Origin of the sequence: Enterococcus sp. AZ095a, from assembly GCF_050546735.1 — a bacterium.
Classification (GTDB): Bacteria; Bacillota; Bacilli; order Lactobacillales; family Enterococcaceae; genus Enterococcus_D; species Enterococcus_D entomosocium.
In genome coordinates, this window is sequence record NZ_CP172953.1 from 1007532 (window position 1) to 1028889 (window position 21358).

The 21358-nt window shown below is 41.6% G+C and carries 23 protein-coding genes; 19 read left to right on the forward strand and 4 right to left on the reverse strand.

The annotated features are described in order from the left end of the window. The first annotated feature begins 95 nt into the window (after positions 1–95). The 13 genes from IGJ26_RS04540 to IGJ26_RS04600 all read left to right on the forward strand — a co-directional run bounded on the left by IGJ26_RS04540 (position 96) and on the right by IGJ26_RS04600 (position 9854). Positions 96–353, forward strand: coding sequence for a hypothetical protein (locus tag IGJ26_RS04540; protein WP_005228919.1), 258 nt, complete (start codon positions 96–98; stop codon positions 351–353). Positions 354–440: 87 nt separating this feature from the next. Further along, positions 441–1265 (forward strand): hypothetical protein, encoded by an 825-nt coding sequence (locus IGJ26_RS04545; RefSeq protein ID WP_061053875.1) that lies wholly within the window; start codon positions 441–443, stop codon positions 1263–1265. Positions 1266–1420: 155 nt separating this feature from the next. Then, on the forward strand, positions 1421–1945 hold the full coding sequence (gene rimM, locus IGJ26_RS04550) for a ribosome maturation factor RimM (RefSeq protein ID WP_061053876.1): 525 nt from the start codon (positions 1421–1423) through the stop codon (positions 1943–1945). Next, positions 1935–2681, forward strand: coding sequence for a tRNA (guanosine(37)-N1)-methyltransferase TrmD (gene trmD / locus IGJ26_RS04555; RefSeq protein ID WP_430599897.1), 747 nt, complete (start codon positions 1935–1937; stop codon positions 2679–2681). Before rimM ends, trmD begins: the two co-directional genes overlap by 11 nt. Before the next feature lie 166 nt (positions 2682–2847). Then, complete coding sequence (gene rplS, locus IGJ26_RS04560; protein WP_002357176.1) at positions 2848–3195, forward strand: 50S ribosomal protein L19; 348 nt, start codon at positions 2848–2850, stop codon at positions 3193–3195. A gap of 775 nt (positions 3196–3970) precedes the next feature. After that, positions 3971–4984 carry an alcohol dehydrogenase AdhP gene (gene adhP / locus IGJ26_RS04565; protein WP_194188546.1) on the forward strand — a complete coding sequence of 338 codons (1014 nt, stop codon included), beginning with the start codon at positions 3971–3973 and terminating at the stop codon, positions 4982–4984. A gap of 95 nt (positions 4985–5079) precedes the next feature. Next, positions 5080–5799 (forward strand): AraC family transcriptional regulator, encoded by a 720-nt coding sequence (locus tag IGJ26_RS04570; RefSeq protein ID WP_176285408.1) that lies wholly within the window; start codon positions 5080–5082, stop codon positions 5797–5799. Positions 5800–6066: 267 nt separating this feature from the next. After that, positions 6067–6471, forward strand: coding sequence for a VOC family protein (locus IGJ26_RS04575; protein ID WP_194188547.1), 405 nt, complete (start codon positions 6067–6069; stop codon positions 6469–6471). A gap of 192 nt (positions 6472–6663) precedes the next feature. Beyond that, positions 6664–7095: an Rrf2 family transcriptional regulator gene (locus IGJ26_RS04580; protein ID WP_008377620.1), complete on the forward strand. Its 432-nt coding sequence runs from the start codon at positions 6664–6666 to the stop codon at positions 7093–7095. 130 nt (positions 7096–7225) lie between these two features. Continuing rightward, positions 7226–7876, forward strand: coding sequence for an NAD(P)H-binding protein (locus IGJ26_RS04585; RefSeq protein WP_016613898.1), 651 nt, complete (start codon positions 7226–7228; stop codon positions 7874–7876). A 166-nt stretch (positions 7877–8042) separates the two neighbouring features. Further along, positions 8043–8504: a GAF domain-containing protein gene (locus IGJ26_RS04590; protein ID WP_008377623.1), complete on the forward strand. Its 462-nt coding sequence runs from the start codon at positions 8043–8045 to the stop codon at positions 8502–8504. 180 nt (positions 8505–8684) lie between these two features. Continuing rightward, positions 8685–8912 carry a hypothetical protein gene (locus tag IGJ26_RS04595; RefSeq protein ID WP_005237217.1) on the forward strand — a complete coding sequence of 76 codons (228 nt, stop codon included), beginning with the start codon at positions 8685–8687 and terminating at the stop codon, positions 8910–8912. 168 nt (positions 8913–9080) lie between these two features. Continuing rightward, the gene (locus IGJ26_RS04600) at positions 9081–9854 is read left to right on the forward strand and encodes a hypothetical protein (RefSeq protein ID WP_194188548.1); all 774 of its coding nucleotides are present in this window, start codon (positions 9081–9083) and stop codon (positions 9852–9854) included. 81 nt (positions 9855–9935) lie between these two features. On the opposite strand, the gene IGJ26_RS04605 is transcribed toward IGJ26_RS04600, so the two are convergent. Continuing rightward, a complete protein-coding gene (locus IGJ26_RS04605) occupies positions 9936–10274 on the reverse strand; it encodes an antibiotic biosynthesis monooxygenase family protein (protein ID WP_086332133.1) in 339 nt (112 codons plus the stop codon). Between the two features lie 709 nt (positions 10275–10983). On the opposite strand from IGJ26_RS04605, the gene IGJ26_RS04610 reads away from it, so the two are divergent. From IGJ26_RS04610 to IGJ26_RS04625, 4 genes are all read left to right on the forward strand, one after another. After that, positions 10984–12645, forward strand: coding sequence for a peptide ABC transporter substrate-binding protein (locus tag IGJ26_RS04610; protein ID WP_194188549.1), 1662 nt, complete (start codon positions 10984–10986; stop codon positions 12643–12645). Positions 12646–12828: 183 nt separating this feature from the next. After that, positions 12829–13902 carry a dipeptide epimerase gene (locus IGJ26_RS04615; RefSeq protein WP_086338006.1) on the forward strand — a complete coding sequence of 358 codons (1074 nt, stop codon included), beginning with the start codon at positions 12829–12831 and terminating at the stop codon, positions 13900–13902. Between the two features lie 21 nt (positions 13903–13923). Further along, positions 13924–14835, forward strand: a complete 912-nt coding sequence (locus IGJ26_RS04620; RefSeq protein WP_008377632.1) for a C40 family peptidase — start codon at positions 13924–13926, stop codon at positions 14833–14835. A 36-nt stretch (positions 14836–14871) separates the two neighbouring features. Then, positions 14872–15639, forward strand: a complete 768-nt coding sequence (locus IGJ26_RS04625) for a serine hydrolase (RefSeq protein ID WP_005237210.1) — start codon at positions 14872–14874, stop codon at positions 15637–15639. 49 nt (positions 15640–15688) lie between these two features. On the opposite strand, the gene IGJ26_RS04630 is transcribed toward IGJ26_RS04625, so the two are convergent. Continuing rightward, on the reverse strand, positions 15689–16390 hold the full coding sequence (locus IGJ26_RS04630; protein WP_042890247.1) for a GntR family transcriptional regulator: 702 nt from the start codon (positions 16388–16390) through the stop codon (positions 15689–15691). A gap of 170 nt (positions 16391–16560) precedes the next feature. Here IGJ26_RS04630 and IGJ26_RS04635 point away from each other — a divergent pair, with 170 nt between their 5' ends. Together IGJ26_RS04635 and IGJ26_RS04640 are read left to right on the forward strand one after the other, a co-directional pair. After that, positions 16561–17865 carry a PTS sugar transporter subunit IIC gene (locus tag IGJ26_RS04635; protein WP_430599898.1) on the forward strand — a complete coding sequence of 435 codons (1305 nt, stop codon included), beginning with the start codon at positions 16561–16563 and terminating at the stop codon, positions 17863–17865. 15 nt (positions 17866–17880) lie between these two features. Further along, complete coding sequence (locus IGJ26_RS04640) at positions 17881–19296, forward strand: glycoside hydrolase family 1 protein (RefSeq protein WP_008377640.1); 1416 nt, start codon at positions 17881–17883, stop codon at positions 19294–19296. A 53-nt stretch (positions 19297–19349) separates the two neighbouring features. On the opposite strand, the gene IGJ26_RS04645 is transcribed toward IGJ26_RS04640, so the two are convergent. Further along, positions 19350–20450 carry a mandelate racemase/muconate lactonizing enzyme family protein gene (locus IGJ26_RS04645; RefSeq protein WP_005237206.1) on the reverse strand — a complete coding sequence of 367 codons (1101 nt, stop codon included), beginning with the start codon at positions 20448–20450 and terminating at the stop codon, positions 19350–19352. Between the two features lie 509 nt (positions 20451–20959). Beyond that, entirely contained in the window at positions 20960–21328 is a 369-nt protein-coding gene (locus tag IGJ26_RS04650; protein ID WP_005237205.1) for an ACT domain-containing protein, read from the reverse strand. Positions 21329–21358 lie beyond the last annotated feature (30 nt).

Sequence of the window (21358 nt, forward strand, 5' to 3'; positions counted from 1 at the left end):
TTCTCTTTGAGGAATGCTTTTTTTGTAAAATTCATGCTTAAGATGGAGGACAAAAAAAGGTGGTTTTGAGATAATCAAAAGGAGGAGGTGCTTGTATGTCTCAACTAATCGCATGGATTGTCGTTCTTTTGATCCTCGTCTTTATTTATAAAATTGGTTCTTTTCTTTGGCGAACGCTAGGGATCTTGTTGTTGCTCTTTTTAATTTGGGTCTATCGTGAGGAGATCATGACGCAATTGAACCAATGGACACAAAACTTTCGTTGGGGCGACCTATCGACGATCGCCAATCAAGTTTGGCAATGGATCAAGGATGGCTTTCAATCACTGCAAAATTGGGTGACAAATCTTTAAAAAATCAACAAAAAAAATGACAGACAATCTGACTTGTTTGTCATTTTTTTTATTGAGGGGTATCCTTTGTATAAGGAGGGGAACATCATGAAAAAAGAACTAGGATTATTCGTTACGCTGCTGACGATGGGCGCCTTAGCTGGCTGCAATAATCAACAGGAACCAGAAACCAGTCAAGCCAGTAGTGCCGAAACAACAGCGACGAGTATGGTGGAAAGTACCCAAACGCAAGCAAGTAGTCAATCAGAAACCAGTCAATCAAGTACGTCTTCTAGTCAGGCGGCTTCTAGGGATTCTTCAAACACGAATAGTACTGCAGATATCTACGCTCAAATACAAGCGGCATTCCCTGATCTTGTCTTGCCCAAGGACATTCCACTTGCTTCAGGTAAAGTGTTGAATGCGGCCACAGCTGGCAGTCAGTCCGATGCTTCGATTCTTTATTATGGACTTGATAAGCAGCTGCCTCTCAATGACAAGGCTTTGAACGAGGAAACACCGATTGCTGCTTTTCAATCAAAAGACTATCAATCAGCGGATGAAGCTGCTGCAGCGGTCAATGTAACAGCTGATGATGGCGGACAAGCCGTTGATCTCGGATATGGCATTACTGGGCATATGCAAGGAGCTGCTGGTTCCAGTTATTTGAGCTGGCAAGAAGGAAATTGGTCATTGACTGTTCGAGCAGTCAATCAAGAGAAACAAGATCCAGTTCCGGTTGCCAAAGAAGTGGTAGCGTATCTGGAAGAAGCTATGCTCCCAGCGCCTGAGGTCGGTCAAATCACTATCGATATGGGAAAAAATGACCATACAGCAACTACAGTGGTTTGGCAACAAGAAAAGACCCTTCGAACGGTGCAACATCAAGATGCACGTTCAGCATTGAAAATGGCCGTTTCTATGAATCAATAAGGTTCATATTAGGACAATGCCCCTTTGATCAAGCGTCGAAGGGGCATTTTTCGCGCGATGATTTTGAGGAAAACATGGGGCGCTAGGAAACGGCTAGAATTCGCTACTTTGCTATGCTAAAATAGAACAGAAGTTAGAAGAAATGGGGAACGAACGTGACAGAATATTTAAACGTAGGAAAAATCGTCAATACACATGGAATCCGTGGAGAAGTACGTGTGATATCACAAACGGATTTTCCAGAAGAACGCTACCGTAAAGGGGCCGAATTGACACTTTTTCGTGAAAATAAAGAGCCAATAACATTGATTGTTTCAGGTCATCGCAAACACAAAAACTTTGATTTAGTGACGTTTGAGGGCTATCCCAATATTAACGATGTTGAACCGTTTCGTAACGGCATTTTAAAAGTTACCAAGGATGATTTGGTGGATTTAGCAGAAAATGAGTTTTACTACCATGAAATTATTGGTCTGGAAGTCGTCGAAGAAGATGGCACAATCATTGGTAAAGTCAAAGAGATCCTTTCACCAGGTGCCAATGACGTTTGGGTCGTTCAACGAAAAGGGAAGAAGGATGCCTTGATTCCTTATATCGAGTCGGTTGTCCACACGATCGATCTTGAAAATGGTCAGGTCATTGTGGAAATCCCAGAGGGGTTGTTAGACGATGAGAATTGATGTATTGACACTATTTCCGCGAATGTTCGAAGGTCCTCTAGGAGAATCGATCATTGGCAAAGCAAGGGAAAAGGGACTGTTAGAAATCAACGTCTCAAATTTCCGTGACTATTCCGACAACAAACATCAAACAGTGGACGACTATCCTTATGGTGGCGGAGCAGGAATGTTATTAAAAGTCCAACCTGTCTATGACAATATCAAAGCGATCGAAGAAGCAGCACCAGAAACGAAGAAACGCGTGATCCTTTTAGACCCAGCGGGGAAACCTTTTGATCAAAAGATGGCAGAAGAATTTTCTACCGAAGAGCACCTCGTCTTCATTTGTGGTCATTATGAAGGATACGATGAACGAATCCGTTTATTGGTCACTGATGAAGTGTCACTGGGAGATTACGTCTTGACTGGCGGCGAATTGGGTGCAATGGTCATGATCGATGCGACGGTCAGACTATTACCAGAAGTTTTAGGCAATCAAACCTCCGCACAAACCGATTCTCATTCCACTGGTTTATTAGAACATCCGCAATATACACGCCCAGCAGAGTTTAAAGGCATGAAAGTACCAGAAGTTTTGATGAATGGCAATCATAAATTGATCGAGCAGTGGCAATTAAAAGAATCATTGCGCCGCACCTTTCAGCGCCGACCTGATATGCTAGAAAATTATCCGTTGACGGAAGAAATGCAGAAGCTTTTAAAAGAAATTGAAGAAGAAGCGAAAGCTGGCAACTAAAATAGTGCCAGTTTTTTTGATATTCTGCGTGATGACAAGAAAATTCTCTTTACAGACTGTGGTCGACTGTGGTAAGATGTTTCAGTGAGTGTAAACTCAACTATTACGATGTTCCGCTGGAGCTTTCATGCTTTAAGAATGTTTGGGAATAAGGAGAATGATAAACATGAATCCATTGATTCAAGAACTAACTCAAGAACAATTACGTACGGACATCCCAGCTTTCCGTCCTGGGGACACTGTTCGCGTTCACGCGAAAGTTGTCGAAGGAACTCGCGAACGTATCCAGTTATTTGAAGGTGTTGTCATCAAACGCCGCGGTGCTGGTATCAGCGAAACTTATACAGTTCGTAAAGTATCAAACGGTGTAGGTGTTGAACGTACCTTCCCATTGCACACACCACGTGTTGCACAAATCGAAGTTGTTCGTTACGGTAAAGTACGTCGTGCAAAATTGTACTACTTACGTGCATTACACGGAAAAGCAGCTCGTATCAAAGAAATTCGTCGTTAATCATTTATTATCAGATGAAGCAAAAGCCCTTGATTTCAAGGGCTTTTTTCTTTTGTCTGAGGTGAAAAAAACTTTCTATTCGTTGTGATAAAATCATGAAACGACTATAAGAATAGGAGGGGATCATTGCTGCATACCACTGGGTAAACTTGTATTTTGATGGGAACAGTCGTCTGAGTGAAACACAATGCCATCGACTGAAACTTTTTGTGGTCATTTATCGGCTATCCGATAGTGACAGATTGCAGGTTGAAGATTGTTTGATCGATCACCTTTCAGCATTATTTGCTTTTATGTGCAGAGAAGGAGAAAAAGGGAGTGAAAATTGTTAGAAAAACACTGATGAGGGACATCACGTTAAATACCAATATGACATTCAGTGCCTGAAAGAAAATAAATCGTAAATCACCGAATTGATAAAAAAAGGATTAGAGAATAATGGGGAAGACCAAGATTACATGTTTATGTAATTTCCTCTTGATAGGTTTTATTAAAACTTTTGTTATTTATATGATGATTTTTTTTCGTTTTTTTAGTCCTTGTAGTTTATGGAATTTGAAATCTAAGAAAAAAACTTGAATTATTTCATTATTTTTTTCTCATAAATGATTACAGAAAAAAAGCAATATATTCCCCTTTTTTTGATGGTTTCTATGGTAACCTTCTCGATAGGGAACTTTCTTTTATCTAGCTATTGCTGACCTCTTCGTGTTAGTTAATTACTTCACAAATAAAAGAAAGTTCTTTATTTAAATGAATTGAAAGAGGTGTCTTTATGAAAGCAGCTGTAGTATCAAACGATAAGGTTGTAAAAATTGAGGAAAAAGAATTGAGAGCGCTTCGTCCGAATGAAGCATTATTGAAAATGGAGTGTTGTGGTGTCTGCCATACGGACTTGCATGTAAAAGATGGTGACTTCGGAGATGCATCTGGAATCGTACTTGGACACGAGGGAATCGGTAGAGTGGTCGCGATCGGTGATGATGTTACTTCTCTAGCAATCGGTGACCGTGCAAGTGTCGCTTGGTTATATGAAAGCTGTGGATCATGCGAATACTGTGTGAACGGGAATGAATCATTATGCCGTTCCGTTAGAAACGCCGGATATTCTGTAGATGGCGGTATGGCTGAAGAGTGTATCGTTGTAGCTGACTATGCAGTGAAGGTACCAGAGGGCTTAGGTTCTGCTGAAGCCAGCAGCATTACTTGTGCAGGTGTAACCACATATAAAGCGGTAAAAGTTTCTGACATTAAACCAGGTCAATGGATCGCGATCTATGGTTTAGGAGGATTAGGAAACCTAGCCTTACAATATGCAAAAAATGTCTTTAATGCAAAAGTGATTGGGATTGATATCAACGACAAACAATTGGACTTTGCAAAAGATCATGGCGCTGACCTTGTGATCAATCCTGCGAAAGAAGATGCGGCAAAAATCATTCAAGAAGCAACCGGCGGCGCACATGCAGCTGTAGTAACAGCTGTTTCAAAAGCAGCCTTCAATTCTGCTGTCGATGCCGTTCGTGCGGGTGGTACGATTGTAGCGGTTGGTCTTCCACCAGAAAGCATGGACTTGAACATTCCTCGACTTGTATTGGACGGTATTAAAATCGTCGGTTCCCTTGTTGGAACACGGACTGATTTAGCAGAAGCTTTCCAATTCGCAGCCGAAGGAAAAGTCGTTCCAAAAGTTGTCATGCGTCAGTTAGAAGAGATCAATGATATTTTTGATGAAATGCTTTCAGGAAAAATCAAAGGGCGAATGGTCATTGATTTTCAAGAGAAATAAATAGAAAAACCAACGGGTGAATTTTAAACGAAGGAGAAGATTTCGTGTGTAACTTATTGATCATTGATAGCAAAGAGCATGGAGCAGTTAACGATATGATTCGTTTGATCGATCGTCATTTTCCAAATGTCATCTTGCTTCCGACGGTTTGTTCAAAAAAAGCGCTTCAGCGTACCTGTCTTGAGCAGCCGGTTGAAATTGCAGTGATTAATGCGGATGGCGAAGAGGACTCTTTTGAATTATATAAAGTATTGCTTTCATTTTGCCCTAATGCAAAAGCAATTTTGTATTCTGCTGTAGAAAGTTTTGCTACCGCTCAAAAAGCGTTGCGTTACGGCTTGATTGATTACTTGGTCGAACCGATCACAAATGATTTTGTTTATGCATTGGATCGGGGAATTCAATCCATCAATCAGATTTCCTTGCTACACATCGAGAAAAATAATGAGGCTTCTCCTTCGCTTTCTTTAAGACATAAGATATTGCGCTATATTCATGAAAATTATAGAGAACATATTACGTTAGATACTTTAGCAGATCACCTGCATTTAAGCCGGTATCACACCAGTCGTTTGATCAAGAATACATTAGGAATGACCTTTTCATTGTACTTGATGATTTATCGTATTGAAGTTGCCAAAAAAGAACTATCAACAAGTGATCGATCAATCAGTGAAATCTCTGTCAGAGCAGGATTCAATGATCCAAATTATTTTAGTAAGAAATTTAAAAAAGCAACTACTTATACGCCAAAAGAGTATCGAAAAATTTATCGTGGGAAAGCTACCGTGATCGATTCAAGACTTGAGCTTTAAGTATTGAAAAAAACAGATCAGCTTGCAGTTGAATTGATTAGCGAAAAAATGGCTTCTATGCGATGCGTATCTGGTTACTTTTCCATAGGTGATAAAAGCAAAAGGCCTTTCATGCAAAGGTTTTTTTGCTTGGAAAAACGAGTTTTGAATGAGCTGATAGAAACCAACGGCGTAGGATAAGGTCTGATGTTTTTGTGAATCCAACGATAGATGCTATAATGAGAGCGGATTCATCAATACAACTTATCAAAGAAAAGAGGCAAGAAAATGGCGAATAAAATGGTGTTTATAAATTTGCCTGTCACTGATATCAAACGTGCAACCTCCTTTTATGAAGCGTTGGGATTTGTCAAAAATGAAGAGTTCTCAAACGAGACTAGCAGCGGAATGGTTTGGAGTGAATCGATTTGGATAATGTTGTTAGAACATGAGTTTTATCAACAGTTTCTGAATGGCAGACGTATTGGGGATACGAAGAACACGAGTAGTGCATTGATCGCGTTTAGCTTTGATACGCCAGAAGAAGCGAAGAATTTTGCAAAGCTTGCAGAAGCAAATGGTGGCCAATCGTTCCAAGTTGATATGGGGATTCCAGAGGATATGATGGTCGGCTATGAAATCGTTGATCCCGACGGCAATCAGCTTGAATCTGCATGGATGAATGGCTATTAGCAAAGTGATTGTTTAAATAAAAAGTAAAAAAGTGGTTCAGGATGCAGTTCCCTCAAGAAGTTAGGCTTTTGTACTAACTTTTTGAGGGCTGCTTTTTCTTGACGGGATCCTCGAGTTTTGTAAGATTGGTCAGTCCCCTTTGTCTTAATGCTAAAAAAGAGGTATGATACAAGAAAAAGGAGTGGAGACGAAGTGAAATACTCAACCAAATACAGCGACGCCATTCACATCCTCGCTTATATCCACCTCTTTAAAGGAACTGATTTATCAAGTGATCGGATCGCCCAGAGTGTTGAAACGAATCCGGCTTATGTTCGTCGGATTATGAGTGATCTACGGGTTGCTGGGTTGATCGAAAGCCAAAGAGGAAAACCAAACCCTAAACTAACGAAGGAACCAAACGAGATTTCTTTGTTGGACATTTATGCGAGTGTTGAAAAAGACCACCATCTTTTACATGCAGACAAAAAAACCAATCCCAACTGCTTGATTGGGGGGAATATCCAAGCGGTATTAGAAGAAACCTATGATGTGCTGCAAAAGAAAATCGAGCAAGAGATGAGCGCCATCTCGCTGCAATCAATCATTGAAGGCATTCAAGGGGAGGCCGATCAAGTAGATTGAACGGACACAACACAGTAAAAAGAACTTTCACCTGCTAAGCAATTTCTTGACAGGAAAGAAAGTTTCTTTTATACTCTAGTTGTAACTTGAATAGTAACAACTGTTTTAGTCAAACAAAAGATGAGGAAGGATGATTATAATGAAAATCGGTGTTATTGGCGCAACAGGAAATGCAGGTTCAGCTATTTATCAAGAAGCAGTACAGCGAGGACATGAAGTGACTGCTATTGTTAGAAATGAAGTTAAAGCCAAAGAACAATTTGGTGATACAGTCAAAACACTTACAAAAGATGCTTTTTCGTTAACAGAAGAAGACCTCGACGGATTTGATGTGTTGGTCGATGCGTTTGCGACAAGTCCTGACCAAGCGTACTTGCATGTGGATCTGGCAGCAAAATTGGTTCATTTGTTTCGAGAAAAGAACACACGCTTGTTCTTCATTTTAGGAGCTGGCAGCCTGTTCAACGAAGCGGGTGAACGCAATCTTACCGAATTGAAAAAAGCCCCAGGAAGTGAAAGCTGGATCGCGATCCCAGAAAATCAGTTAGATGAATATCTCTTTTTAGAAACCGTCAAAAATGTTCATTGGGTCGGGATTTCTCCAGGGAATCTATTTCAAGAGGGACCAGCTAAACCAGCGATTTTAGGCAAAGATCACTTGCTTTTCAACGACCAAAAGAAATCAGTAACTTCCAGCGGTACGTTAGCCAAAGCAATTCTTGATGAAATTGAAACAGTGCAACATGAAAATACTCGTTTTACTGTGATTGATGCAGAGTAGGTTCAACAAATGATTGACCCAATCGATCAGAATCGATAGCTGCATAGGTTGGCAAGTAGACTGTTTCAGGCAACTTCTTTTTTCACAATTTTTGTTTCCAATACCCAATAATTTAGACAAGACAAATCCTCTGTCTTTGCTTATAATCAAGGACAGAGGTGATAAAATGAATAAAAAAATCGAAGCGTATGAATTGATGCTTCTGCAATTAAAAGGGTTGCTAGAAGCGGAGAGTAATTGGATCGCCAACCTAGCCAACTCTTCTGCTTTACTGAATGAAACATTGGAAGATACAGTGTTTGCCGGCTATTATTTGTTTGAAGAAGGCGAACTGATTTTAGGTCCATTCCAAGGAAGAGTCTCTTGCACCAGAATCACATTAGGCAAAGGGGTTTGTGGGGAATCAGCAGAGAAAAAAACCACATTGATCGTACCCAATGTCAAAGAACATGAAAATTATATTTCTTGTGACTCAGCAGCGATGTCTGAAATCGTAGTTCCCATGGTGGTTGATGATCAGTTGCTTGGAGTGCTGGATATCGATAGTGGAAAAACGAACAGCTATGATGCGATCGATCAGAAATATCTGGAAGAATTTGCTGCTTTATTGGTAGCAAGCCGTCAATAAAGTACTTGTTTTTAATTTTAACTATAAAACAACATAATGTTTTTAAGCGGGGCGTTCATTGAATAATGAACGCTTTTTTTAGTTATTATTTAAAAATGTCGGGCATATTACTTTATTTAATTAAAATTAGATGATAATATGATAATACAATTAGAAAAATGAGTTTTTAAGGAGAGAATTATGGAAGCAGAAACAATTGTATTAGGTAAAGCATATGAATGTAAACCAGTCGGCTTACAAAGCCGCGTGATCGGTGAAGTGGTCAGAAAAATGGAACGGTGTGTCGTATTAAATGTGATCCGCTACGATGGGATCGATCATGAAGATATCGAAGAACGTTGCGGACGAGTAGTTGCAAAATACAATGAGATCTATCAACCAGCGCTAGTTGAATGCTTTTTTAGCTGATCCATTGGTAATCACCCAATCAAAATAAAATGAAACCATGCATGTAAACCAATTCCCTTAAAAAGAGACTGTTTCTCAGAAGCAGTCTCTTTTTTGATTCTTAAACTCAGGTATCTAGCAAAAGAAGTGCTATAATAGGCGAGAAAAAAACAGAAAGCAGGGATTAGGATGGAACTAAAAAAGACGATCGTTGAGGAGCAGCAGTTGCTTTTTGAATGGCCGAATGAAGCAGGCCAACTGCAAATTGTTAAGGGAAGTCTAGCGCAAGTCAAAGAAAATATTGTGCTATTTTTTATCAAAGACGGCCAAATTTTCTCAGTAGCAGACGATAAAGCCTTTGACGACAAGCTAGAATACGACCGCTTGATGATCCTCACACCATCTTGGGAGATCATGGCTCCTTATTTAGCAGCCTATTATCAAGAACAATATCAGTTAACCAATGGGTCCAAAGCATCCATCGGCATCCCACAAGAGTTGCAGCAAACCATTGCTGCTAGCGCAAAACCATTTGATCGTTTTATCGATTTTCTTGGCTATGGATCTACGAGCAAAAAGACGACAAAAGAGGCAAAAAAAGGGGGCAAACCGAGACACAAATGGTCAAAAGAGTTACAAGATGAACCCTTCATGGTTGACTATCAAGGAAGTAAAGCAAGGGTCTATTGGCAAAAACGCAACGAGGTTCGAATTGAAAAAGGCGCAATTTTGAGTCAAGAGATTCCTTTGAATAAAGACGGCTCGGTTGGTTTTTCTGCTCGCTTAGCGGAAAAAATTCGGCAAGAAAACCAAGCAGCGATCAAAGAGGGACACACGATTGAAGACGTTGTATTAAAAAGTGTCAACGAGGTAGGCATGTTTCTTTACTATGGGGGCACCAATGGTTGGCTGCAATTAAAAGATCAGCAAGGAAGAACCTTGAACGAGCGAACGGTGGAGTAGAATTGCCAAGAAGCACAGAAGAAAAAAGCGCCTCTCAAAATGCTCGATCAATCTTTGAGCGTTTGAGAGGTGTTCTTTTCATTAAATAGGAGTAGTAGGTTCTTCATTGATCAAGACAAATTCTTGACCGGTCTTGGACAAAACAAGGTTCGGTTTTGCAGTTCCTTCTTTTTCTGCTCGATACGCCTCTCGGTGCTTTTGCAAATGTTCGGGACGTTTTAACCAAGCTTGAAAGGCTTTTTTCTCAGTCCATTTTGACACCAACTGGAAAACGAGGCTGTCTTTTGATTCTGAAAACCATGCTTCAGCAGAGTGACAGCCAGCAAATGTTTTCATTGAGGCGGTATCTTTTTTCATTTTAGCAAGAAAGAGTTCTTTTCCTTCTGGAATGACTTCAAACGCAACGGTACGGATATACATGAAATTCCTCCTTTGACTCGGGACGATTTGGTTTAGTATAGCGCTAATTGAGAATGATTGTCAATTAGCTATGGAATCTTGTAATCTTTTTATCGATAGTCATTTTTTGATCAAATTCCTCAAAAGCCTTGAACAAATGAAAAAAGTACGTATAATTAATATACGTACTGAAGAGTCCGAAGAGTATTGGAGAAAATGGATACTTGGGGAAGTCTTTCTTTTCTCACGTGCAGTACTCTTCGTTTGTTTAGTGTACCACTCTCTTTTTAAAATAGATACGTTTATTTTACTTTCTGAGGAGATTTCTTTTGTTCCTTGAGGTGAAAGCCGAAAAAGTGGGAAGGTTCTGAGAAAGCACTATGAAGACAAAATTTGTGTCTTCTTTTTTTTGCGAAATGTTAGGAAAATAGTGGGAGTTTTTTTATCCATTTTTCTTCGAAATGATGTATAAGAGAGCAGCCAAAGTTCTGATCGCTAGGAGATCAGAACTTTTTTGTATGCTTTCTTGGAATTACTCCTTTCAACGATATTTAGCATAAAATCGCTCTTTTCTAATTTTTACATTCAGAAGAGCGCTTCTGACACAGCTATGTAACCTCTTACATTTTTTGGTCGAGTTAAATTGACAGGCTGCATAAACATGCGGTAAACTCGGTACAACAAACAGAATTTTTTGAATTATCTGAATGTTAGAAGGGGATGAGTAGAAATGGGGAAACGTAGCAAATATGCAGTATCGCTTGTGTTACTAGGCAGCTTATTTTTAGCAGCTTGTCAAAATCGCAATCAAGAAAACGAGACGGATTCATCAGCAGCTTCTTCTGTAGAGCAAGTGATCAATGTGCAATTTTCGGCGGAGATGGGCAGTGCCGATATTTCTTTAGCAACCGACTCTTATAGCTTTATTACTCTGAACAATGCTTATGAAGGCCTTTATCGCTTGGATGAGAACAATGTTCCAGTGATTGCCGGGGCAAGTGAAGAAGCTGAAGTCAGTGAAGATGGGCTGACCTACACCATTTCACTGCGGGAAGAGGCAAAATGGTCCAATGGCGATTCAGTTACTGCGGCTGATTATGTTTTTAGTTGGCAGCGAACAGTTGATCCAGCCACTGCTTCCAATTATGCCTATATGCTGGCACCCGTTAAAAACGCTGCCGCTATTTCAGATGGGACGCTAGATAAAAGCGAGTTAGGGATCGAAGCAGTCAATGATCATGAGTTGAAAATCACGTTAGAAAAACCAACACCTTACTTTTTATCTTTACTGGCTTTTCCAACCTTCTTCCCACAAAACGAACGTGTCGTGGAGGAATTTGGTGATCAATACGCCTTAACAAGTGAAAACGCGGCGTACAATGGACCATTCCTATTGACCAATTATGCTGGCCCAGGCACCGATATCCAGTGGTCATTGGAAAAAAATCCGGATTATTGGGATGCCGATTCAGTCAAACTTGAAACAGTTAATTTCGATGTCGTGAAAGACTCATCGACTGCTTATAACTTGTACGAAAGCGGACAAGCCGATGACATTATTTTAAGCGGTGAATTGGCGATGCAGAATGTGAATCATCCTGATTACATTGTTCAGCCTAGTGCAACCACTCAGTATTTAGAAATGAATCAAGCACCAGAAGATTCGCCTTTTCGAAATGCAAATTTGCGGCAAGCCATTTCTTATAGCATGAATCGGCAACAAATCGTTGAGAATATTTTAGGCAACGGCTCATTACCGGCTGTCGGTTTTGTTCCTTCTGACCTAGCTTTCAATCCAGAGACAAAAGCTGACTTTGTTGAGGATGCGGCAACGACGTTAGACTATGACGAAGAAAAAGCCCAAGAGTATTGGGAAAAGGCCAAAGCTGAGCTGGGGATCGATACGTTGTCTTTCGAGCTGCTGACCTCAGATACCGACCAATCGAAAAAAATGGCGGAATACATTCAAGGAACCTTGCAGCAAACACTGGATGGATTGACTGTCGAAGTCACAAACGTTCCTTTTTCTGTTCGTTTGGATCGTTCCAATAGCGGCGATTTTGAGATGGTCATGAACAATTGGATCGGGGACTATGCAGATCCAATCAACTTTTTGGAATTGTTCAAAAAAGACAGTTCCTACAATCGTGGGAAATGGCTAAATGATGACTACGACCAATTGATCGAACAAGCCTCCAATGAAAATGCCAACGACCCAGAAGCCCGTTGGGAAAATATGGTGGAAGCAGAAAAAATCTTAAATGAAGATTTGGGCGTTATACCGCTTTTCCAAAGTGCAGAAGCACATCTGCGGTCGCCTAAGATCAAAGGCCTCATCGTTCATAGTGTCGGTGCTGCCTATGATTATAAAAATGTGTTTGTCGAAGAATAAGTAAAAAAAAACAATTCTTTCATACATCTACCGACTGACGTAGTCAAACAGTACTGCAGAAAAGAGGAACGCCAAGCGTTCAGCAACTAAAGCAAGGAATAAAGCCGTTCTTTATCTAGCAGTGAAGAGGAATCATTCATTCCAGCTAGATAAGAACGGCTTTTCCTTTTGGGAGGAACACGAATGAAAATCACAGCAGTTGAAACGAAGCTAATTCCGATCCAGCTGAATGCACCGTTTAAAACGGCGCTCAGAGAAGTGCACGCCGTCGAAGTGATTCGAGTGCTGCTTTCTTTTGACAATGGGATCGTTGGCATCGGAGAAGCAGCACCTACCGAAGTGATCACCGGTGATACAAAAGAAAGTATTTTAACAGATATCGAAACTGTCTTTACCCCGTTCCTGTTAGGAAGAAAGGTAGATGCCCAATTGCTGGTAATGGATGAGCTTCATGCGTTGATCCAGCATCATACGAGCCCTAAAGCGGCGATTGATATCGCGTTGCATGATGCACTGGCAAAAGCGGCAAACTTGCCTCTTTACCGCTATTTAGGTGGTTCTGCCAATACACTGACAACCGACTATACGATCAGTGTTGGTTCACAGGAGCAGATGCTGCATGATGCCCAAGCGAAAATCCAGGCGGGATTTCGCTCCTTGAAAATCAAACTGGGAGTAGACGCGATCGAAGAGGAGGTTGCGAAAATTCGCCGCATCAATGAACGTTTGGCAGGAAAGATCCCCTTTCGAATTGATGCCAATCAAGGCTGGACCAAAGAAGAAGCGGTGCAGATTTTAGACCAATGGCAAGACATTCCGATCGAGTTTGTTGAGCAACCCGTCAAAGCCAATGATTTTGCTGGACTTAGCTATGTGACTGCTCGGACGACGATTCCGATCATGGCAGACGAAAGTCTTTTTTCCTATGAGGATGCCAAACGTTTGATTGCTGAAAACTGCTGCGATTATATGAACATTAAATTGATGAAAAGCGGCGGGATCAAAGAGGGACAAAAAATTTATCAATTGGCAAAAGAGCATCAAATGCCGGTGATGGTCGGTTCGATGATTGAAGGGTATGGGGGAATGGCTGCAGCCGCCCATTTTGCCTTGGGGATGGCGGATGTCCAATTTTATGATCTGGATGTTCCTTTTATGTGGGAGACCCAAACGACTTCCCCTGAAATGCAAGGGATTCTTCAGCGTCCAGGAAGCTTGAGCGTCACCGAACGCATCGGACTAGGAATCAACGAATAAACAGTTATGAGAGGAGCAAAGATGAAACAAATTGTTCAGGCTGGCTCTTCCTTCTTATGGAAGGAACCCAAAGAAAACAAAGTACTAGCAAAAATCAAAGCATTTCCTTTAGAAGCACTGCACACTTTTTTGACTGATGAAGATACGATGCGGCTTTATCAGGAAAGCTTAGTGGACTCCGAAGTATTATATGGGACGATTGTAGAAGTCATCGCCCAAACGGATGGTTGGTCCCATGTGATCGTCTTGGATCAAATAAGCAATAAACACCCACTCGGGTATCCGGGTTATCTGCCGAACGAGGTATTGAAGCCATTGTCACCAGACTATGCAACAGCCAAAAGAAGGATTGGTGTGATTGCAAAAGAAGCCGTGCTTGTTTTTGACTCGACCACACGACTTGTTTCTTTTGGAACAGTTTTACCACTTGTTGGGGAAACCGCAGATTCCTATCAAGTGGCTACGCCTAATGGACCAGCAACGATCGCTAAAGCTTTTGCTCACGTCCTATCGGACACATGGGCAAAGCTCCCAGAAAAAATAATAGCCTTGGCAGAACAATTTATAAACCAGCCCTATGTCTGGGCAGGCATTAGCGGCAGTGGCTTTGACTGTTCTGGATTCATGTATTCGCTGCATCGACTTCATGGTATTTTAATCCCCCGAGATACGATCGAGCAAGCACAACAAGCAAACATCGTACCTTACAGTCAGGCACAACCAGGGGATCTGCTGTTGTTTGCTTATGAAGAAGGAAAAGGCGAAGTCCATCATGTCGGTCTATATTTGGGGGATGACGAAATGATTCATTCAAGAACACCTGGGTCACGGGTCATGAAAACCAAAATCACTGGCTCTAATTATGAACCAGAACTCGCAGTTGTGGCGCGTTATTGGCAAAACCAGCCGAATGAATCACAGGAATACTCATGAACATTCTTTTCATGATCGTAAGGAAAGGGGCATTTGATGGGAAAAGATGACTTGCGTGTAGCAATTGATCCTATTCTAAAAAACTACCAGGCAACGTTGGAAATGGGGGTATGGATCGGTACGCCAACGGAATGTCTTGTTGACTATCAGGGTCAAAAGTCGTTTTCGGCAGCGAGTATTAGTAAGCTTGTTTTGTACGCGTATTATCTTGAACAAATCATCGAAAAAAAGATCGATCCCCAACAGGTAATTTGTGTGAGCCCTGTTGATCTGACAGGGGGTGCTGGGGTGATCCGTCTTTTTCCTCAGAAGAAAGGTTGGACCATCAGTGAACTTCTCACGGCAATGATCGCCGTATCTGATAATACTGCGACCAATGTACTATTGGACTTAGTAGGGTTGCCCACGCTTCAGGCATGGATTCAGGAGCCGGAGATCCAATTTGAACGGTATATGATGCGACCGATCAAAGACAAAGAGAACCGCTTGACACCCTCGGTGGCTGCCAAACTGCTACTAAGGTGTGTGGAACGAGAAGAAGCTGCACTAGGATTTTCACCTTTAAATCAGCAGCAATTTCAAGATGGATTAGCGGGGAATTTTGCTGAAACTGCGCAGCCTTCTTGCCGCATTTTTAATAAGACAGGTCGTCTTGACCGCATCGAACACGATGTAGCATATTTACAAGCCAATGAAACGACGATCATCATTGCGGCATTTTCCTATGATAAAGCCGGTAGTGGCCGAGGGATCAGTTGGCTAAGAGAAATTGGTCAAACAGTCTATCAGCAGTATTTTAAGTAAAATACGCTGCGTATCGAGTGCCTCTGAGTGAGGATCGATACGCAGCGTATTAATTATTTACAACAATAAAATCCCCCATATCATAGCGGTGCCGTGATTGGGAAAATTCAAAAGGCGTCCCATCGCCGAGGTAAACCGTTTGTTCCACTTCTAAAATGGGATCGGTGGCAGCACAAGCTAAGTATTGCTGGTCGTAGGTGTCTGCACGATCCGCTTTGATACGACGGACAGATGTTCCAATCGAGGAGTGGAGTTGGTTCGTGATGTAGCTATAGACGGAAGAGGCTAAGACTTCTTCGGTAATGCCAGGAATGACATGAAGCGGCATGATGGTATATTCTAAAACAACGGGTATATCGTCAAATAGACGCAAACGAACGATATCATAAATTTGCTGGTCACTGCGAATGTTTAGTTTTTCTTGTTCTTTCTCATCGGGAAAAAGAATGGCAAAAGAAATGATCTTGCTGGTGATCTTTCCTGTTTCTCCAAGGCGCTTGGTCAGCCCGCGATTGATCTTGGCGTTGTAATCGAAGGTTGAATAGGAATCCCTGATAAACGTACCCGTGCCTTTTTTACCGTAAATAATGCCTTCCATTTGTAAAATATTCAATGCTTTTTGAATCGTCACGCGGCTCGTTTGATAATCCGCAGCCAGTTCGGATTGCTTCGGCAATTTTTTCTCTTCTTCGTAAAACCCGTGATTGATTTTGCTCCGTAAATCGGCAGCGATGTCATGGTAGTTCGCCATTTGCTTCACCTCAAAATAATAATAAGTGATAAAACGAAGTATGTAAACGTGGAGCTTTACATACCCTGTTTTAAAGGCTTTTCCTGCGTTTACATTCTTCAATAAATGAATTACATTTGTAATGTAATCGTTTTCCATCAATTGAAGAATAAGGTATAGGAGGGAGTTTTATGCAAGGATTTATGGATCGACTCGCTGACGTTTTGGGAAAATTTGCCAACAGGATCAACAATTTACGCTACATCATGGTCATTAAAAATGCCTTTGCTGCTTTGATTCCAGTAATCATTACAGGGGCATTTGGTACATTGTTTTCAGCAATGGTTTTTGATGCTGAAAATGGATTGGCACAAATCGAGGTACTGCGCTTTTTAGAAAGTTTAAAACCAATCTCATCTGCGGTCAGTTATGTGACATTGAGTTTCTTAACGATCTATGCAGTGTTTTTGATTGGGATTGAGCTAGCAAAACTAAATAAGATTTCTGGGGTCTTTCCAGGAATCATCGCCGTGATGTCTTATCTTTCTGTTAATCCAATGATCTTTGAATTTTTGCACGAAGATGCGACGGTGGTTGCCGAAAACGTGCTGGCTAAGCAATACACGGACACGAAAGGTCTATTTTTAGGCATGTTCGTTGCAATCGTTTCCATCGAGCTTTATGCGTGGCTAGGAAGACAAAAACGGCTGCAGATCACGATGCCTGATAGTGTTCCAGGGAATGTTTCGGCAAGTTTTTCGGCATTGTTTCCAACGATTTTCACCGTGACCATCATCGCCACCGCTGGTTTTGCTATCAAAGCACTCACAGGGATGTATGCCTACGATATCATCTACAATGTCGTCCAACGACCACTGGAAGGAATCGTCCAAGGCTTACCAGGCATCTTGTTGTTGATGTTTATCGCACAAGTCTTTTGGGTCATCGGGATTCATGGGAACCAGATGGTCAAACCCATTCGAGAACCATTGTTGCTGGCAGCGATCGCCGTCAACACGGAAGCTTTTGAAGCTGGGAAAGAAGTACCCAATATCATTACGATGCCGTTTTGGGATATGTATATGAGTATGGGCGGCTCTGGCGTGACGATTGGTTTGCTGATTGCAATTTTGATCGTCAGTAAACGGGAGGACATGCGCCAAATCACTAAATTGTCATTAGCACCTGGGATTTTCAATATCAATGAGCCAGTGATCTTCGGAATGCCAATTATGCTGAATCCCATTTTGGCGATTCCCTTTATCCTGACACCGTTAGTAACAGGAACGATTGGGTACGTGGCGACAAGTCTAGGCTTTGCCGCTAAAGCGGTGGTAATGGTCCCATGGCCGATGCCACCGATCGTCAATGCTTATCTAGCTACTGCTGGGGATATCGGGGCTGTGATCACGCAAGTGATCTGTATTGTCGTGGCGATTTTGATCTATCTACCTTTTGTTTTGGTAATGAATCGTACGACCAATGAAGTTGCATAAAGGAGTTTTAAAAAAATGGTAAAAATACCTGAAACATTTATTTTAGGGGCTGCTTCGTCTGCTTGGCAGACAGAAGGCTGGCAAGGAAAGAAAGAAGGGCAAGATTCGTATCTCGACCGCTGGTACAAAGAAGAACGCTTTGTCTGGCATAATGGCTACGGGCCGGCTGTTGCGACGAATTTTATGGAAAAGTTTTCAGAGGATGTTGAACTGATGCAGGAGGTTCATTTGACCCATTACCGAACATCGATCAACTGGGCGCGCTTCTTTACCGACCATGAACAGCTGATCGTTGACGAAGACTATGCTGCTCATATCGATCAGCTTATCGACCAATTGCTTGCGGCTGGCGTCGAACCGATGCTTTGTTTGGAACATTATGAACTGCCAGCTAGTTTGATGGATGCCTATGATGGCTGGAGCTCGCGGAAAGTGGTCGATCTATATACCCGTTATGCCGAAATCGCCTTCGAGCGTTACGGTGATCGAGTCAAACAGTGGTTTACCTTCAATGAGCCGATCGTTATTCAGACTCGTTGCTATCTCGATGCGATCCGCTGGCCCCATGAGCAAAACACAAAAAAATGGATGCTTTGGAACTATCACAAAGTATTGGCGTCCGCCCAAGCGGTGGCTGTCTATCATGAAAAGGGCTACGAGGGGCGCATCGGTTGTGTGCTAAATCCAGAAATGGTTTACGCACGCTCTTCCTCACCGGAGGATCAAAAAGCGCAAAAAATGTATGATCTCTTTTTCAACCGGATCTTTTTTGATCCAATGGTCAAAGGTCATTATCCAGAGGAACTTATCACACTTTGCCAAACCTATGACATCTACTTTGATCCGACAGAAGAAGATTTGGAAACGATCCGCACCCATACGGTGGATTTCTTAGGTGTCAATCAGTACTACCCGAAACGCGTGCGGGCACCACGATATCAATGGCATTCGGATACACCATTTCATCCAGAAATGTTTTATGAGACATTTGATTTGCCAGGAAAACAAATGAATAACTCCCGTGGCTGGGAAATCTATCCGAAGGTCATGTACGATATGGCTAATTATCTTAAAGAAAATTATGGCAATATTCCATGGCTGATCACTGAAAATGGTATGGGGCGGGAAAATGAAGAACAGTATATGGATGCCACAGGTCAAGTCCAAGATGATTATCGGATTCAGTTTATTACCGAACATCTTTACTGGCTGCTAAAAGCCGTCGAGGAAGGCGCCAACTGCGAAGGCTATATGCTTTGGGCATTTACCGATTGTGTTTCACCTATGAATGCATTTAAGAACCGCTATGGTCTCGTCCGAATTGAGTTAAATGAAGAACGGACCCGGTCATTAAAAAAATCAGCCGCTTGGTATCGTTCCCTTATTGATGAACGGTGGCTTCCATTTGAAGAAAAGCCATTGATTCTGTAATAAAAACCCACGATTATTTCCTAATCCTAAAGGAAATAATCGTGGGTTTTCAGTTAAAAGGGTTGTTTATGAGGAGCAAGTTTCTCCCAGTCAAATATGACACCAATCCCTGGTTCTTCTGGTGCAATCGCACGGCCATCGGATGGATCGATCACTAATGGTCTCGTGGTGTATTGATCGATTGGAAAACTGTGCATTTCAAGATACCCAGCATTAGGCATCGCCGCCAGTAGACTGACGTGTAATTCCTGCATGCCATGTGTAGAAACAGATAAGTTACTTGTTTGTGTTAAGGCAGCAATTTTCAACCAGCCGGTGATCCCACCGCAATTGGAAGCGTCGGGTTGTGGAAAATCGACATTGCCATATTTGATCATATGAGCAAACTCAATAGGGGTGCGCAAGTTTTCCCCGCCTGCGACTGCAATTTGCCCTTCTTTAGCGATACGAGCGTAGCCTTCGTAATCTTCGGGGATTGTTGGTTCTTCAAGGAACAAAATGTCATAAGGCGCCATCAGTTTGGCGGCTTTGATCGCTTTTTCAACAGACCAGCTCATGTTGGCATCCACCATAAAGACAACATCGGGACCAATCAATTCTCTGACCGCTTTTATTCGAGCAATATCTTCGGCAAGTGTTTTTTGGCCCAATTTGATTTTGACCGCTTTTAATCCCATGTCTAAATATTTTTGATTATTGGCTAAGAGTTTTTCAAGAGAAAAGTTTAGATCGATCGCACCACCATAGCATTTGACTTTGTTACTTGCGCCGCCTAAAAGTTTGTAGAGGGGTTCTTGTGCTTTTTTCGCGCGTAAGTCCCATAAGGCAATATCACAAGCCGCAATGGCGAAACTCGCTAAACCGCCTCTGGCAACATAGTGAATGCCCCAGTTCATCTGATCCCACAAGGCCTCCACACATGCTGGATCTTTCCCTAAGAGGATTGCTTTTAGTTCTTTGTCGATCAGTTTGGCAATCGATTCGCCACCGAAGCCACCAGTATACGTATAGCCCACACCTTCACGTCCCTCATCAGTAACGATCTTGACGATAGGCACTTCAAAGTGGGTGTGTAAGCCGTGCTTCGCATCTTCCATGATTTCCGGAAGAGGTATCCGATAATACGCTGTTTGTACATCTGTAATTTTTGCCATTAAAAATCCTCCTCAAACTAATGTTCACGTGTGCATTTTAATGTTAACGTTTGCATATTCATGTTAGCATGGGAATGCGAGATTGACAAGGCTGAATTTCCTCAAATTCAAAACTTTAAAAGAAGGAGGATCGCTATCGAAGGGATCGCATCTCATCAACTGATGCTTCACGTAACGATTTAGAATATAAACAGATATAGGGAATATTAGCTAGAAATGAAGTGAAACCCCTATAAATTGTCACAAAATAGCATTTTGTTTATTTTTAAAGCATAGTTATTGAATAAAAATCATTTTTGTATTATGATTATCTTAACAACGAGCAATGAAGAGTACTGGGGAAAATGAAAGCTTGGGGAAGTCTTTTATTTGGGATACCCAGTACTCTTATCTTTCTTCAACGACAAGTGAAATACAAAAGAACGACTGAACTTCTTTGGTTCAGTCGTTCTTTTGTATTTCATAAAGCGATCGAGAGTAACTTGTAGTAAGGAAGAAAAAGTTTTTTCTCAATTGACAAAAGAATAATCATTGGCGGTTAAAACAGTACGAGCTTGTTCTACCTGATGCTCCTTGATTAAAATATAATCAGTATTGAAGGTAGAAACAGCAAAAATACTGATTGACTCCTCGGCTAGAAGGGAAGAGATTTTTGCAATAATGCCAATCAAGCTAAAATCCAGCACACCAATTATTTTCATCGCTTTCCATCCATCTTCTCTGTTTAGCGTTTCAGCTGGAACGTTTGCAGTTGGTAACACCAAAGAAAGTTCTTCTGACGTATGGGCAAAAAAAAGAGGAACAATCTTCAGTATCGAAGGATCAATACTCTTTACTTGGATGACAGAAAAAGAGGGAGCCAGTAAGGTTAGTTTCATCTAATCACGTCCTTCGTTTGATGCTTTCAT